Consider the following 14,412-nt stretch of genomic DNA (forward strand, 5'->3'; position numbering starts at 1 on the left):
TATGGCCGAGATCAAAGATCCTGAAAACACCATCCTGATCGAACTGAAGGACGGTACCGTGACCATCGAACTGCTGGCCGACGTCGCGCCCAAGCATGCAGAACGCATGAAAGAACTGGCCCGCGAAGGCGCGTACGACAACGTCGCGTTCCACCGTGTGATCGACGGCTTCATGGCGCAGACCGGCGACGTGCAGCACGCGAACATGGAAAAGGACTACAACCCTGGCCGCGCAGGCACCGGTGGGTCGGACAAGCCCGATCTGCCCGCAGAATTCAGCAAGCTGCCCCACGACCGCGGCACCCTGGGTGCGGCGCGTTCGATGAACCCGAACTCGGCCAACTCGCAGTTCTTTATTAACTTCAAGGACAACCACTTCCTGAACGGTCAGTACACCGTTTATGGCCGTGTGATTTCCGGCATGGAGTTCGTGGACAAGATTGCGCGCGGCGAGCCCCCTGCGAACCCTGACCGCATGATCAGCGTCAAGGTGGCCGCGGATGCGTAATCTGTTGGCTCTGGGTTTTGCACTGGTTGCAGGCCCCGCACTGGCAACCGGTCTGGATATCACCATCTCGGGCGAGGCCACTGGCACCGTCCACGTGGACCTGTTCGAAGATGTCGCCCCGCAGCACGTCGAGCAGATCACCGCTCTGGCAGCCGAAGGGGCTTATGATGGCGTGGTGTTCCACCGCGTGATCGACGGCTTTATGGCGCAGACGGGTGACGTGCAGTTCGGCAAAATGGGCGAAGGCTTTGACATCCGCCGCGCCGGTATGGGCGGGTCGGATCGCGAGGACTTGCAGGCCGAGTTTTCGGACAAGTCGTTCGAGCGCGGTGTTGTCGGCATGGCGCGGTCTCAGGACCCGAATTCGGCGAACTCGCAGTTCTTTATCATGTTCGCGCCTGCGCCCCATCTGAATGGTGGTTACACCATCGTGGGCGAAGTGACCGAGGGCATGGACGTGGTTGATGCGATCAAGCGCGGCGCGGGTCGCAATGGCGCTGTTGTCGGCGAACCTGACGTGATGACCAAGGTTGAAGTCACCGAATAAGAGCTGACGCTGTGCGCCGCTATCGCGGCGGATTGGGTATTTTTACCAAGAAAGAGGGGCAGGCGCTGTTGAGCGTCTGCCCCTTTTCTATTTGGCAAACAGGCGCGTGAAAGGGCCAATGAGAGTTGTGGGGCCTTGGGTGTGGGCCTGTGCCCCTGTGCCGAGTTTGAAGCGGGCCAGACCTGCGGCGAGATCGGTGTCCAGAATGCCAAGGTCGAGACGCGTGATCCCTTGGTCGCGCAGGGTCAGCGCGGCAAAGAACAGCAGAAGGTTTTGCGCGTGCACCTTGCGTCCCTCAGCTGTGGTCCACGCAATCTGGTAGGTGGCGCTGTCGCCGTGGATCAGGATCAAGAGAGCGGCCATCGGGTCGCCTTTGTGGAGGGCAGTCAGGGTGAAGCCCTTGCCCTGCATGCACGCCCACGTGGCGATAAAGGTGGGGGGATAGGGGCGGAAGCGTTTCAGCTTGGCTTGTTCCGCGTTGGTTTTCAGCAGCCAGTGATCGGGCGCGGTTGGAAGAGGCTCTTTGCGGATCGACAGACCTGATGCTTCTGCTTTGACCAGACGGTTGCGCCACTTCTGGCAGAGCCCTGCGCGGAGGTCCGTTCGCAAATCCCAGATGGCCGAGGTTGCCGGCGTCATAATCGGGATGGCGCGCCGTGCGATGGGGTCGTCGGCGCTGTTTGGCGTTATCAGGATGGCGCGTGCCTTGATGCGCTCTGTTAATCCTGTCAGGGCGGTTTGCTTTTGTATGCTCGATAGGTGTTCCGACCAGATCGGACCGCCGATGATGGATGCGACCGTGCCGATCACCGGAACCTGCCGGAAGAGAACATGTGCCTGACCCAGAGGTGCGGAGACATCCCCGAGGGTCAGGCAAAGTGTTTTATGACCCAGTGCCGCGCAAGTTCTGTGGTATGCCGCGCTTTGCTGCAGGGGAACCGTGTGAAAGGCCGGGGGGATGGCTGACTGTTCGGTCCATGCAGGGTTCATGGACATCATTAACCATATCTAAACTTAACGATTGGTTAATGGCCGTATGAAAAATTTTAAGACACCTGAAAAAACCGTAAAGGGCGTTCACGCAAGAGCGCCCCGACCAACACTGATCGGGGCGCTCTGGCTGTTTTGTGTGCTGGCTGTGCCCGTCTACTTGGGGCTTAGCCTGATCGATTGGTTGGTTTAGCCCAGTTCGACGATGGCGTGACGCTTCTTGCCTGCGCTGAGTTTTAGCGGGCTCGACAGATCGGCGGCAGTGATCAGCTTGCCCGCGTCGGTGACGGCCTCGTCGTCGATCTTGGCGCCGTTGTCGGCGATCAGGCGCTTGGCCTCTTTGCCAGTGGCCGCAAGGCCGGAACGGACAAAGATTTGCACGACAGAGATGCCATCGCCAAGCTCATCGGCCGACAGGGTCAGACGGGGCAGGTCACCGCCAGCGATACCCTTTTCAAAGACCTCTTTGGCGGTGGCTTCGGCGGCTTTGGCCGCTTCGACCCCGTGGAGCAGGCTGGTGACTTCGTTCGCCAGAATGATCTTGGCTTCGTTGATTTCCGACCCTTGCAGGGCCCCCAGACGCTCGCACTCGTCCACGGGCAGCTCGGTATAGAGCTTCAGGAAGCGGCCAGTGTCCGCGTCCGTGGTGTTGCGCCAGAACTGCCAGAAGTCATAGGGCGACAGCATGTCGGCGTTCAGCCACATGGCGCCGCCTTGGCTTTTGCCCATCTTCTTGCCGTCGCTGGTGGTCAGCAGGGGCGAGGTCAGGCCGTAGATTTCGTGATCCAGCACGCGACGGGTCAGGTCGATGCCGTTGACGATGTTGCCCCACTGGTCCGAGCCGCCCATTTGCAAGAGACAGCCATAGCGGCGGTTCAGCTCGAGGAAGTCATAGGCCTGCAGGATCATGTAGTTGAATTCGAGGAAGCTGAGCGACTGTTCGCGGTCCAGACGGGATTTCACCGATTCGAACGACAGCATGCGGTTCACGCTGAAATGGCGGCCGATGTCGCGCAGGAACTCGAGGTAGTTCAGGTTGTCCAGCCACTCGGCGTTGTTCAGCATGATCGCGCCGTTGGGCGCGTCGCTGTAGCTAAGGTAGCGGGCAAAGACCTGCTGCATCCCGTCGATGTTCGACTGGATTTGATCGGGGCCAAGCAGGGGACGTTCATCGCTGCGGAAGGACGGATCGCCCACTTTGGTGGTGCCGCCGCCCATCAAGGTGATGGGTTTGTGGCCGGTTTTCTGCAGCCAGCGCAGCATCATGATATTGAGCAGATGCCCGACGTGCAGCGACGCGGCGGTGGCGTCGTATCCGATATACGCAGGGACAGTGCCCGCCATCAGCGCGTCATCGAGGCTCTGATAGTCGGTGCAATCCGCCAGATAGCCGCGCTCGATCATGATGCGCAGGAATTCAGACTTTGGATGGTAGGTCATTGCACTTGTCCCTTTTACGGTTGCGAGGCACTCTATAGAGCGGTTGCGAGCAGAGGAAAAGCGCATGAAGCAATCTGGTGTGCTGCGAGCCCTAGGAACGATGTCTGGAACATCGCTGGATGGGGTGGATGCGGCAATTGTACTGAGTGATGGCGAGCGGATTCACGGGTTCGGGCCGTCGGCCTACCGGCCCTATACGGACTGGCAGAGGGACACGTTGCGCAAGGCTTTGGGCCAGTGGCAGGACGGGGACTTCGAAGAGGCTGCCGAGATTGTCGAGACAGTACATGCGCAGGTGATGGCCCCTTTTGGTCCGGTTGATCTGGGGGGATTTCACGGGCAGACCTTGGCCCATGATCCATCAGGGCGCGGCACGCACCAATGCGGAGACGGCGCGGTTCTGGCCGAACTGCTGGGATATCCGGTCGTGTGGGATTTCCGGTCGGCCGATGTGCGTTTGGGGGGCGAAGGGGCGCCCTTGGCGCCGTTTTTCCATTTTGCCTGCGCCAAGTATATCGGGGCTGAGGAGCCAGTTGCTTTTCTGAATTTGGGCGGTGTGGGGAATATCACCTATGTCGACCCGCGGTTTGACCGGCCCGAGGAAGAGGGCGCGTTGTTGGCGTTTGACACGGGGCCTGCGAATGCGCCGGTGAATGACGTGATGTTTGCGCGGCTGGGACAAGCCTATGACGCAGATGGTGCTCTGGCGGCCACGGGCGTCGTGGATGAGGCGCTGATTGCTGACGTGTTGGAGCGCGCGTTCTTCCACCGCATTCCACCGAAATCTTTGGATCGCGATGACTTTGCCGATGTGATCGGGCGGGTGGATGGTCTGTCCGATGCTGATGCCGTGGCGACCCTGTCGATGCTGGCGGTGCGCTGTGTGGCGGCGGGGCTGGAGCATTGTCCAATGGTGCCGTCCAAGCTGCTCGTGACTGGCGGCGGTCGAAAGAATGCGTTTATCATGAATGGCTTGCGCGGCGCGATTGATGCGAAGGTTTTGCCAGTCGAGGACGTTGGTTTGGACGGGGATATGCTCGAGGCGCAGGCTTTTGGGCATTTGGCCGTGCGGGTATTGAAGGGCTTGCCGACGTCGTGTCGGTGGACAACTGGTGTGCCTGCGGCAGTGGGCGGCGGCGTTGTGAGCCGTCCGGCGGCAGGGGCATTGGCGATCGGGGAATAGGGGGCGCTGCCCCCTCCGGCGCGGGGCGCCGTCACCCCCGGAGTATTTTAGCAAAGATGAAAGTTAGCCGCGTGGAATGTCGAAGCCTGGGGCGGCGAGGGTGAAGCCTCCGAATTGGAAGGCGGGGCTGACCGTGCAGCCAACCAATGTGTAGTCGCCTGTGGTTTTGGCGGCCTGCCAGTGGTGGGGCGGGACGATCAGTTGAGGCTGTTCGCCATTGAGAACGTCGGGGCCGAGGATGTGATCCTTGGCGGGGCCTTCGTCCGATTCCGAGAGGCTCAGGATCAGGCGCGCGCCTGCGTAGTAGTGCCAGATTTCGGCGGCATCGACGCGGTGCCAGTGGCTGGATTCGCCCGCTTTGAGCAGGAAATAGATGCAGGTGCCTGCGGGGCGGGTGCCGTCTGCGCTGTCTGCGATCCATGTCTGGCGGTAGTAGCCGCCCTCGGGATGGGGCTGGAGGGCGAGGCGCTCAATGAGTTGGTCAGCTGTGGTCATGGGGGCAAGTTTAGGGGTGCGGGGCCAAAAGAAAAGCCCCGCCTGCGGTGTGCAAGCGGGGCCATTTGATCACCGGATCGGGTGATTACTTTTTCAGGATCGAGGTGCCCGCGTAAACGGCAGTCTCACCCAGCATTTCCTCGATGCGGATCAGCTGGTTGTATTTCGCGAGCCGGTCCGAACGCGCCAGCGAGCCGGTTTTGATCTGGCCGCAGTTGGTGGCAACCGCGAGGTCCGCGATGGTCGCGTCTTCAGTCTCGCCCGAGCGGTGCGACATCACGTTGGTGTAGCGCGCGCGGTGGGCCATATCGACAGCCTTCAGGGTTTCGGACAGCGAGCCGATCTGGTTCACTTTGACGAGCATGGAGTTCGCAACGCCCTTGGCGATGCCGTCTGCCAGACGCGAGGGGTTGGTCACGAAAAGGTCGTCGCCAACCAGCTGGACTTTGTCACCGAGCTTCTCGGTCAGCATGGCCCAACCTTCCCAGTCATCTTCGTCACAGCCGTCTTCGATCGAGATGATCGGGTAGTCTGCGCAGAGCTGTGCCAGATACTCGACGTTCTCGGCGGGGGTCAGCGATTTGCCTTCACCCTTCATCTCGTATTTGCCGTTTTCGAAGTATTCGGTCGCGGCACAGTCGAGGGCCAGATAGATGTCCTCGCCGGGTTTGTAGCCTGCTTTTTCGATCGACTTCAGAACGAAATCCAATGCATCGCGGGTCGAGCCCAGTTCGGGGGCAAAGCCGCCTTCGTCACCCAGACCGGTGGACATGCCAGCAGCCGACAGCTCTTTTTTCAGGGTGTGGAAGACCTCGGAGCCCATGCGGACGGCTTCGCGGATGTTCGCGGCCGACACGGGCATGATCATGAATTCCTGAATGTCGATCGGGTTGTCCGCGTGCTCGCCGCCGTTGATGATGTTCATCATGGGAACGGGCAGGGTGCGCGCCGAGGTGCCGCCGACATAGCGGAACAGGGGCTGGCCGGTGTATTCGGCAGCGGCCTTGGCAACAGCGAGCGACACGCCGAGGATGGCGTTTGCGCCCAGACGGCCCTTGTTGTCGGTGCCGTCGAGTTCGATCATCGCAGCGTCGATGGCTTCTTGCTCGGTCGCGTCGAAACCAACGATGTTTTCTGCGATCTCGCCGTTTACAGCAGCAACAGCTTCCAGAACGCCCTTGCCCATGTAACGCGACTTGTCGCCGTCACGCTTTTCGACAGCCTCGTAGGCGCCGGTCGATGCGCCCGAGGGAACAGCCGCGCGGCCCATGGTGCCGTCTTCGAGGATGACGTCGACTTCGACGGTGGGGTTGCCACGGCTGTCGAGGATCTCGCGCGCGTGGATATCGATGATGGTGCTCATAAAAAGTCCCTCGGTGGATTTGGTTGGTTGCGTTCTAGCGGGTGCTGGACGCTGTGGAAAGACGTGTAAGCCTCTGTTTGCGCTCACGGAAAAGGGTATAAATGCCGGATGCGATAATAATGGCAGCGCCTAGGTATGTTAGCGCATCAGGTCGTTCGTCAAAGAAGGTCAGGCCGATGATCATTGCGAAAATCAGGCGTGTATAGCGGAAGGGCATGATCACCCCCATCTCGCCGAGTCGCATGGCGGCGGTCAGGGCGTAGTAGCCCATCAGGCTGAAAACGAGCGCCGCGCCGATCAGTTTCCATTGGGTGGCGTCCATGGGGGCGATGGGCGTCCCAAGAACCAGCATCAGTATCGGGCCTGCAATACCGATCGCCAAAAACGCGTAGCACGAGATGGCAAGGGTCGAGACCTCTTTGGGCAAAACGCGGGTCGACAGATCGCGGGCAGCCAGTCCTAGAACAGCGCCGAGCGCTAGCAGGGAGGCAGGCTCGAAAGCGGCAGAGCCCGGACGGATGATCAGCATCACGCCCATAAAGCCGACGATGATCGCCGACCAGCGGCGCCAGCCGACAGGTTCCTTGAGAAACAGTGCAGCCCCAAGGGTCGTCGCCAGCGGGGTCGCCTGAAAAATCGCAGTCGACGTGCTAAGCGCGCTGACCGAGATCGCAGTCACAAAGCACAGCGTGCCGATGATTTCGCCAATGTTGCGGTAGATGACGGTGCGGTGCAGGGCTGCGGGTTGGATAAGCTTTTGCCCGACCACGCGGGCATAGATGCCAAAGAACAGCGCGCCACCGATCCCGATCAGAAACAGGATTTGACCGGTCGACTGTGTGTCAGAGGCCGTTTTGATAAACAGATCCTCGATCGCGAAGCAGGCCATCGCGAACACAAGCAACACAATACCGCGCAGATTATCCAAAGCGGCTCTCCCCCTCATTCGGGGGAAGATCTACGAAAATGTTAGCGCAAACGCAAGAAATAACACGAGACGTGTTCGATATATCAGGATTTCTTAATTGGAACACCATAGAGCTCGAGCTTGTGCCCCTTGAGCCGATAGCCCAAGCGCTTGGCGATGCGTTCCTGCAGCTCTTCGATTTCGGGATCGACGAACTCTATTACCTGTCCTGTGGTCATGTCGATCAGATGATCATGGTGCTCGCGCTCGGCGTCTTCGTAGCGGGCGCGGCCGTCGCCAAAATCCACGCGCTCCAGAATGCCGGACTCTTCGAACAGTTTGACCGTGCGGTAGACGGTCGCGAGAGAAATCTTGGGATCGCGCTCGTTCGCCATGGCGTACAGCTCTTCGACGTCGGGGTGGTCGATGGCGCTCTGTAGAACCTCTGCGATCAGGCGGCGCTGGCCAGTCATCCGAAGGCCCTTGGCTTCGCAGCGCGCGATGATGCTGTCAGTCGTCATAGAGATCCCAGTTGGTTACTGCTCTTTCGGGCGGGCCGAATAGCGCCGTAGGCCGCAGAGTGCCATAGGAAAGTCGCCAAGGAAAAGGTCAGATCTTGCCTTCGGAGGATAGAAGCACCGAAATCCAGCGCGTGGCTGGAAAGCCCGCGAGGATCAGCGTCACGATCGAGGTCATGGGCACAGCCAGAAACGCGCCCGGAATGCCCCATAGGCTCCCCCAGACAACCAGCGAGACCAGAACGACAAACGGGCTCAGGTTCACAAGACGTCCCAAGAGGCGCGGCTCGACGATATTGCCCATCAGCATTTGTGCCAGCGTTAGGGTGATCGCGGTGGTCACGGTGGTCGCCATATCGCCAAATTGCACGACGCTCAGCAGCGTCGGGAACAGCACGCCCATCAGACTGCCCACGTAAGGAATATAGTTCAGCAGCCCGATCACAACGGCCCAGAACATCGCAAAGTCCACGCCGATCAGCGCCATGATCACCCAAGAGATGAAGCCCAAACATAGGTTGATCGCCGTCTTGGCCGCCAAGTACTGGCCGATCTGCGCGTTGATCTGGTGAAAGATGTTGATGATCGCGTCGGACTGTTCGCGGGTTTCAAAGGCGCGTGTGACCTTGGCACTCAGGCCCGCGCTTTCCAGCATCAGAAAGGCCGCCAGCAGCAGAACAAGGAACATGTTGGTACCAAAGCTGGCCAGCACGCCAAGCATCCGGCTGGTGATCTGGCCTAGATTGATGTCCGTGCCCATCATGTTCCGCAGCGCCGTCCAAGAGGGCTGCTCTTGCAAGTTCAGGCGCTCTGACACGTCGTTGATAAAGACATTCAGGCGCATCTCGTATTCCGGCACCCGTTGGGCCAGCGCCTGCGCGTTTTCTGTCGTGATCGACGTCAGCAGGGTCAGGACCATCGCAAAGGCGAGGAGGGTAAAGATATGCCGCAGCCATGTGGGACTGCGGGTCAGACCGGGCACACGTCCGATGCCGCGCGCGCTTTCGAGCAGGATATAGCAGAGGATGATCGCAAACAGGATGGGAACCAAAATCTGTTTGCCGATGACCAAAAGGTACCCCGCCATCAAAGCCAGAGCCACACTATAGACCAATGTCACAAAGGGCCGGTCGGCCTGTCCCATATCATACTCTCTTGCAGAACGCGCGCGCCGTGATTGGCCCTGTCCTCATGGATGTATGACCCGCCCCCCAGAACGCAATGGAAAACCCGCGTCTGGGGGGAAGTATTTCGGGATGCGGCCGCCTTAGGTCCCGCAGAATGTGCGATGCACCACTTCGTCGTCCGTCGGCGGATGGGTCAGATCCTCGGCCCCGTCTTGCGGGGTAAAGGGCGTCGCCAGCACTTTCATCAACCGCTTGAAGGGCGCCAAATCGCCCTCGACCGCAGCCTCGATCATCTGTTCGATCCGGTGGTTGCGCGGGATGTAGACCGGATTGACCGAGGCCATCAGCGACTGCGGGTCCTCTTCGGAGGCGGTCCGCTTCTGCCACTCCGCATGCCACTCGTCGAACGCCTCTCGGTTGGTGAATTGGTCTCGTGCGGTCCCCTCGGCCAAAGCGCGGAAGGTGTTGGTAAAGTCCGCGCCATCATGGGCCATCAGATCGAGAAGCTTGTCGATCATGGCTTTGTCCTCGGGACGGGCGTCCGCGATGCCGACTTTGCGGCCCAGCAGGCGCAGCCATTCAGCATCTAGCGCTTCTGGCATGGCGTGAATGCGCTGGGTGTAATCCTCGACCACCGCGTCCTGCTCGGCCTCTGGTGCAAGCGCGACCAGTGCACTGGCCAATTGCGCAAGGTTCCAGATCACGATGTGCATCTGGTTCGAGAAGGCGTAGCGCCCCTGTTGGTCGATCGAGGAAAAGACCTTGTGCGGGTGGTAGTCGTCCATGAACGCGCAGGGACCGTAATCGATCGTCTCGCCCGAGATGGTGCTGTTGTCCGTGTTCATGACCCCATGAATAAAGCCCAAGGCCATCCATTGGGGGATCAACTTGACCTGCGCGTCGATCACCGATTGAAGCAGACCTGTCGGTCCTTTGGCCTGCGGATAATGGCGCTGGATCGCGTAATCGGTCAGGGTGCGCAGGGCGTCGATGTCATTGCGCACGGCGAAATACTGGAACGTCCCGATCCGCAAATGGCTGCGTGCCACGCGCGTTAGCACCGCGCCGGGCAGCATGGCCTGCCGCATCACGCTGTCGCCGGTCGCCACAGCCGCCAAGGCCCGCGTTGTGGGCACGCCCAAAGCGTGCATTGCCTCGGACACCACGTATTCGCGCAGAACCGGACCCAGCCATGCCTTGCCATCGCCGTTGCGACTAAAAGGCGTGCGGCCCGACCCTTTGAGTTGGATGTCATAGCGGGTGCCATTCGGGGCCAAAACCTCGCCGAGGAGCAGCGCGCGACCATCCCCGAGCTGCGGGGAAAATCCGCCGAACTGGTGTCCTGCATAGGCCTGCGCCAGCGGCTCGGCCCCGTCCGGCAGCGCGACACCTGAAAACGCAGCGGCCAGCGCATCGGGGTCTTCGTCAAAGCCGATCCCCAACTCCCGCGCGAGCCCCGCGTTGAACGCCAAAAGCTCTGGCGCGGTCGCGGGCGCGGCCCCTTGGCGGGCAAAGAAGCGGTCCGGCAGACGGGCGTAGCTGTTATCGAATGGAATGTGCAAGCTCATGACGGTGTCCTTTCGCTAGGACAGAACCTATGCACCGGACACCGATTTTGCCAGAGCAGCCCTGCAAAAGGGCTCTACAGCTTTCGTACCATCATCGACACGCTGGGGCGCGGCTGGAACAGCGCGCGGGCATAAACGCTCTGGCCGGTGCTATTGCTGGGATCAATCTCGATCCCCAAGGCACGCACACCGCCCGCACGGAGGGGGGCAACCAGCGCCGTCAGCGCCTCTGGCGCGATCCCGCGGCCACGTACGCCAGGGCGCACATAGATTTCACGGACCGAGGCCATGATGCCCCCGTAATCCAGCGACCACGTCAGGGTCATCACCAGAAACCCGATGGGCGCGCGGGTCGGCCCGATGATATAGACCGCCCCGAGCGGCGACCCTTCGAGCAAGGGCATGATGGCCGCCTCGCGGGCCACGGCATCGTGGGCAACCCCGATTTCGATGTCGAGCGCCTCCATCAAGGGGGCGAGACGGGGATAATCCTCGGAAACAGCAAGCGTGAGCTGCGCACTCATAGACGGGCCAACCTTTCTGTGAGCAGGTCGAAAAAGCCCTGCGCATCGATGTCGCCCATGAATATGGCATTCGGCGCGCGGTCTGTCACGCGCCACCAATCGGCAACGGTCATCCCGAGGGTCAGTTCGCTGCCGGTTTCGATCTCGACATTGATATGGCGTCCCGTAAACAGGTCGGGCCGGATCAAATAGGCCGTGACGCAAGGATCATGGAGCGGTGCGCCGGAGGATCCGTATTTCTCTTTGTCGAACCGTTCAAAGAAATCGGTCATCTGCGCGACGGCCACGCCCACCTTGGTGCCGAGCGCGCGGAAGGCGTCGTTGCGGTCTTTGGTGACCAGCGCTTTGTGGGTCACATCCAGCGGCATGACGGTGATCGGGCAGCCCGCACCAAAAACAATCTTGGCCGCTTCTGGGTCCACGTAGATGTTGAACTCGGCGGCCGGAGTGATGTTCCCCACCTCGAAATAGGCGCCGCCCATCAGGACGATTTCCTGCACCTTTTCAATGATGTCTGGCGCCTTGTTGAATGCCTGCGCTATGTTCGTCAGCGGTCCCAAGGGGCACAAGGTCACGGTGCCCGCAGGCTCTGCGCGCAGGGTGTCGATGATGAAATCCACCCCATGCCCCTCCGCCAGCGTTATGGTCGGATCGGGCAGGTCGGGGCCGTCCAAACCGGTTTTTCCGTGCACATGTTCAGCGGTGACCAGTGGGCGCTCCAGCGGGGCATCGCAGCCTGCATAGACCGGCACATCTGTCCGGCCCGCCAACTCACACACAATGCGCGCATTCTTTTCGGTCAAGTGCAGCGGCACATTGCCCGCCACAGCCGTGATCCCCAAAACCTCGATCTCTTCGGGGCTGGCCAGCGCCAGCAGGATCGCCACGGCATCATCCTGTCCGGGATCGGTATCAATGATGATTTTGCGCACAGACATAACACTTCCTTTGTTCTTACAGGGAATTCAGTGGCAGGAGCGACCGCTGCTTGCAAGCCCCGCTGGAAGCTGCAGCGCGCTTCCGCTTTCATCTTGGTGAAAATACCCCCCGCGGAGCGTCCCTTCGCCCGTCCAAAGGCGCTGGCGCTCTATTCGCGGCGCAAGGTCAGTCGCGCGACCAGCCCCTCGGCACCTTCTTCAAAGGTCAGCGATCCGTTGTGCTGGCGCGCCACGGTCTGCACGATGCTCAGCCCAAGGCCATTGCCCGCAGCGCGCCCCGCATTCGCGCCGCGGCGGAAAGGGGCGATCAATTCGCCTATCTCCAGCGCGGAAAGCCCTGATCCACCCGCATCCTCGACCAAGACCGAAACCTCGTCCGCGTGGCTTTCGATCCGAACCGTAGCGCGGCGCCCGTAGTTCAGGGCGTTTTCGACCAGATTGGTGATGGCCCGTTGCAATGCCAGCGGACGGGCGACGACCAGCACGCGCTGTGCCTCGCGCAGGCTGGTGCGGGGTTCGGGCAGGCCGGTGTCGCGGGGCGCGACCCCGAAGACGGAATGGCGCACCTCTGGCACCTCTGAGTCCACCGGGGCCAAAGTCACACGGCGGCCCAAATCTTCGTAGTCGTCCACGATGGACTCCACCAGTGCGGTCAAGGAAATCTGTTGTGCCGCTTCGGCGTCTAACTCTGTGCGAGTGAACGACAAAACGCCTTCGACCATAGCGATCATCTGGTCGATGTCGCCCTCCATCTTCTGACGCAAGGTCGCGTCCCCGATCAAGGCAGTGCGCAATTTCAGACGCGCGGCAGGCGTGCCCAGATCGTGGCTGATGGCAGAGAGAACCTCGGCCCGTTTTTCCAGCGCCTCGCGCTCTTGGGCGATAGAAGCGTTCAGCGCGCCTGCGATTTCGTTCAGCTCTGACGGGCCTTCGGTGGGCAGCATGGCGGTCCCGCCTGCGCCATTGTTGGCAAAGATGCGCGCCAACCGGCCCAGACGGCCTGTGACTTCGGTGCTGCGGCTTAGCAATGTCACGATCAAAAGCAAAAACCCAAGGCCAAGGGGCAGGCGCAGGTCATTGGGCGCCGCCGCGCAGGACCAGATGTCTGGGGCGTTCACCCGTACCCAACTGCCGCCTTCGGCGCGGGCATAGAGGGTCGGGTCCCCGCACAGGCGCGCCATTTTACGGGTCATGGCACCAAGCTGTTGGGGCGGCAGGGAAAATGGCGGCAGATCGGTGAGCGTATAGCTCAGGTCAGGATCATGGACTTGGATCAACAAGCGCGCGCCGCCGAAATCCTCGTCCCACAGACTTTGCAGGATTGAGGCTTCGGTCACACGGCCCACACCGCGCGGCGGGGCTGTGACTTCGGTCAGGTAAACGCCAGCGGGCAGGGGCGCGCCATCGTTCAGCGCGCCATAGAGTTGCTGACCGGTGTAGTCTGCGCGGTCGAGATAGCGTTCCCACGCCTGCTGGCTGCCGTTCCACAGAGCGCCCGTGATCAGCCCTGCCAGAGTACCCGTCAAAATCCAGCTGACGGTCTTGGCCTGCAGGGACGGCAGCAGCTTCATTCCTGCGTGACCTCGCAGGCCAGCACGTAGCCGACGCCGCGTTCCGTGCGGATCAGCTTGGGGTCTTTGGGGTTGGCTTCCAGTTTGCCGCGTAGACGGCCCACCAGAACATCGATTGCGCGGCCCTCGGCGGCGTCCATCACGCGTTGGGGATCGCGGTCGGGGTCCAAGGCTTCGGCGATTTCCTCGCGTTTCAATGGGATCATCGGGTTGGCGAGCAGGGCCTTGAGCAGCGCGCCCTCGCGGCGGGACAGGGATACCAGATAGCCACCGGGCGCGCGGACCTCGCCGGTGCGGGCGTCGAGGGACCAGCCCTCGAACCGATAAGTGCCTGCGGACCGGCGATAGGTCAGCGATGCCGCACGGTTTCCGCGCCGCAGGACCGCTTTGACGCGGGCAGCCAGGAGATCCGGGTTGAACGGCTTGGCCACGTAATCATCGGCGCCTGCTGCATAGCCCTGCATCCGCTGATTGTCCGAGGACAGCGCAGACACCATGATGATGGGGACATCTTGTTCTGTCCGCAGTTGGGCGCACAGCTCCAGTCCGCTTTCATCCCCCAACATGACGTCCAAGAGGATCAGGTCGATCCGGTAGCGCTCCATCGCTGCGCTGATTTCGGCACCCGTCGCGGCGGGGCACACGGCAAAGCCCTGTCCCTGAAAATACTTGGTCAACATCTCTCGGAGTTCGGTGTCATCATCGACAACGAGCAAACGGGGTATCGTCATTT

15 protein-coding genes are annotated in these 14,412 nt (G+C 61.1%); 3 read left to right on the forward strand and 12 right to left on the reverse strand.

What is annotated here, in order from left to right; genetic code table 11:
• Window position 1: 1 nt before the first annotated feature.
• Window positions 2-508, forward strand: a complete 507-nt coding sequence (locus tag BM225_RS11140) for a peptidylprolyl isomerase (protein ID WP_072706564.1) — start codon at window positions 2-4, stop codon at window positions 506-508.
• Window positions 501-1,055, forward strand: coding sequence for a peptidylprolyl isomerase (locus tag BM225_RS11145; protein ID WP_072706563.1), 555 nt, complete (start codon window positions 501-503; stop codon window positions 1,053-1,055). Before BM225_RS11140 ends, BM225_RS11145 begins: the two co-directional genes overlap by 8 nt.
• 87 nt (window positions 1,056-1,142) lie before the next feature.
• Here the strand turns inward: BM225_RS11145 and BM225_RS11150 are convergent, their stop codons facing one another.
• Window positions 1,143-2,054: a GNAT family N-acetyltransferase gene (locus BM225_RS11150; protein ID WP_083595678.1), complete on the reverse strand. Its 912-nt coding sequence runs from the start codon at window positions 2,052-2,054 to the stop codon at window positions 1,143-1,145.
• Between the two features lie 180 nt (window positions 2,055-2,234).
• A complete protein-coding gene (tyrS, locus tag BM225_RS11155; RefSeq protein WP_072706561.1) occupies window positions 2,235-3,485 on the reverse strand; it encodes a tyrosine--tRNA ligase in 1,251 nt (416 codons plus the stop codon).
• Between the two features lie 64 nt (window positions 3,486-3,549).
• On the opposite strand from tyrS, the gene BM225_RS11160 reads away from it, so the two are divergent.
• Window positions 3,550-4,668, forward strand: a complete 1,119-nt coding sequence (locus tag BM225_RS11160; protein WP_072706560.1) for an anhydro-N-acetylmuramic acid kinase — start codon at window positions 3,550-3,552, stop codon at window positions 4,666-4,668.
• Window positions 4,669-4,731: 63 nt separating this feature from the next.
• Here BM225_RS11160 and BM225_RS11165 read toward each other — a convergent pair whose 3' ends face one another.
• From BM225_RS11165 to BM225_RS11210, 10 genes are all read right to left on the reverse strand, one after another.
• Window positions 4,732-5,163 carry a cupin domain-containing protein gene (locus BM225_RS11165; RefSeq protein ID WP_072706559.1) on the reverse strand — a complete coding sequence of 144 codons (432 nt, stop codon included), beginning with the start codon at window positions 5,161-5,163 and terminating at the stop codon, window positions 4,732-4,734.
• Between the two features lie 85 nt (window positions 5,164-5,248).
• Complete coding sequence (gene eno, locus BM225_RS11170; protein ID WP_072706558.1) at window positions 5,249-6,526, reverse strand: phosphopyruvate hydratase; 1,278 nt, start codon at window positions 6,524-6,526, stop codon at window positions 5,249-5,251.
• 34 nt (window positions 6,527-6,560) lie between these two features.
• Entirely contained in the window at window positions 6,561-7,454 is an 894-nt protein-coding gene (locus BM225_RS11175) for a DMT family transporter (protein WP_072706557.1), read from the reverse strand.
• Between the two features lie 83 nt (window positions 7,455-7,537).
• The gene (locus BM225_RS11180; RefSeq protein WP_072706556.1) at window positions 7,538-7,954 is read right to left on the reverse strand and encodes a Fur family transcriptional regulator; all 417 of its coding nucleotides are present in this window, start codon (window positions 7,952-7,954) and stop codon (window positions 7,538-7,540) included.
• 88 nt (window positions 7,955-8,042) lie between these two features.
• Entirely contained in the window at window positions 8,043-9,095 is a 1,053-nt protein-coding gene (locus tag BM225_RS11185; protein ID WP_072706555.1) for an AI-2E family transporter, read from the reverse strand.
• A gap of 123 nt (window positions 9,096-9,218) precedes the next feature.
• Complete coding sequence (locus BM225_RS11190) at window positions 9,219-10,646, reverse strand: protein adenylyltransferase SelO (protein ID WP_092464384.1); 1,428 nt, start codon at window positions 10,644-10,646, stop codon at window positions 9,219-9,221.
• A 74-nt stretch (window positions 10,647-10,720) separates the two neighbouring features.
• A complete protein-coding gene (locus BM225_RS11195) occupies window positions 10,721-11,170 on the reverse strand; it encodes a GNAT family N-acetyltransferase (RefSeq protein WP_072706553.1) in 450 nt (149 codons plus the stop codon).
• The gene (locus BM225_RS11200; RefSeq protein WP_092464386.1) at window positions 11,167-12,108 is read right to left on the reverse strand and encodes a nucleoside hydrolase; all 942 of its coding nucleotides are present in this window, start codon (window positions 12,106-12,108) and stop codon (window positions 11,167-11,169) included. The genes BM225_RS11195 and BM225_RS11200 overlap by 4 nt, the downstream gene beginning before the upstream one ends.
• Before the next feature lie 149 nt (window positions 12,109-12,257).
• Window positions 12,258-13,679, reverse strand: coding sequence for a sensor histidine kinase (locus tag BM225_RS11205; protein ID WP_092464388.1), 1,422 nt, complete (start codon window positions 13,677-13,679; stop codon window positions 12,258-12,260).
• On the reverse strand, window positions 13,676-14,410 hold the full coding sequence (locus BM225_RS11210; protein ID WP_072706550.1) for a response regulator transcription factor: 735 nt from the start codon (window positions 14,408-14,410) through the stop codon (window positions 13,676-13,678). The genes BM225_RS11205 and BM225_RS11210 overlap by 4 nt, the downstream gene beginning before the upstream one ends.
• Window positions 14,411-14,412: the final 2 nt, after the last annotated feature.

Origin of the sequence: Donghicola eburneus (assembly GCF_900115865.1) — a bacterium.
Classification (GTDB): domain Bacteria; phylum Pseudomonadota; class Alphaproteobacteria; order Rhodobacterales; family Rhodobacteraceae; genus Donghicola; species Donghicola eburneus.

Coding starts and splice junctions, on each gene's coding strand:
- BM225_RS11140 (WP_072706564.1), top strand. CDS start 2: ATGGCCGAGATCAAAGATCCTGAAAACACCATCCTGATCGAACTGAAG.
- BM225_RS11145 (WP_072706563.1), top strand. CDS start 501: ATGCGTAATCTGTTGGCTCTGGGTTTTGCACTGGTTGCAGGCCCCGCA.
- BM225_RS11150 (WP_083595678.1), bottom strand. CDS start 2,054: ATGATGTCCATGAACCCTGCATGGACCGAACAGTCAGCCATCCCCCCG.
- tyrS (WP_072706561.1), bottom strand. CDS start 3,485: ATGACCTACCATCCAAAGTCTGAATTCCTGCGCATCATGATCGAGCGC.
- BM225_RS11160 (WP_072706560.1), top strand. CDS start 3,550: ATGAAGCAATCTGGTGTGCTGCGAGCCCTAGGAACGATGTCTGGAACA.
- BM225_RS11165 (WP_072706559.1), bottom strand. CDS start 5,163: ATGACCACAGCTGACCAACTCATTGAGCGCCTCGCCCTCCAGCCCCAT.
- eno (WP_072706558.1), bottom strand. CDS start 6,526: ATGAGCACCATCATCGATATCCACGCGCGCGAGATCCTCGACAGCCGT.
- BM225_RS11180 (WP_072706556.1), bottom strand. CDS start 7,954: ATGACGACTGACAGCATCATCGCGCGCTGCGAAGCCAAGGGCCTTCGG.
- BM225_RS11185 (WP_072706555.1), bottom strand. CDS start 9,095: ATGGGACAGGCCGACCGGCCCTTTGTGACATTGGTCTATAGTGTGGCT.
- BM225_RS11190 (WP_092464384.1), bottom strand. CDS start 10,646: ATGAGCTTGCACATTCCATTCGATAACAGCTACGCCCGTCTGCCGGAC.
- BM225_RS11195 (WP_072706553.1), bottom strand. CDS start 11,170: ATGAGTGCGCAGCTCACGCTTGCTGTTTCCGAGGATTATCCCCGTCTC.
- BM225_RS11200 (WP_092464386.1), bottom strand. CDS start 12,108: ATGTCTGTGCGCAAAATCATCATTGATACCGATCCCGGACAGGATGAT.
- BM225_RS11205 (WP_092464388.1), bottom strand. CDS start 13,679: ATGAAGCTGCTGCCGTCCCTGCAGGCCAAGACCGTCAGCTGGATTTTG.
- BM225_RS11210 (WP_072706550.1), bottom strand. CDS start 14,410: ATGACGATACCCCGTTTGCTCGTTGTCGATGATGACACCGAACTCCGA.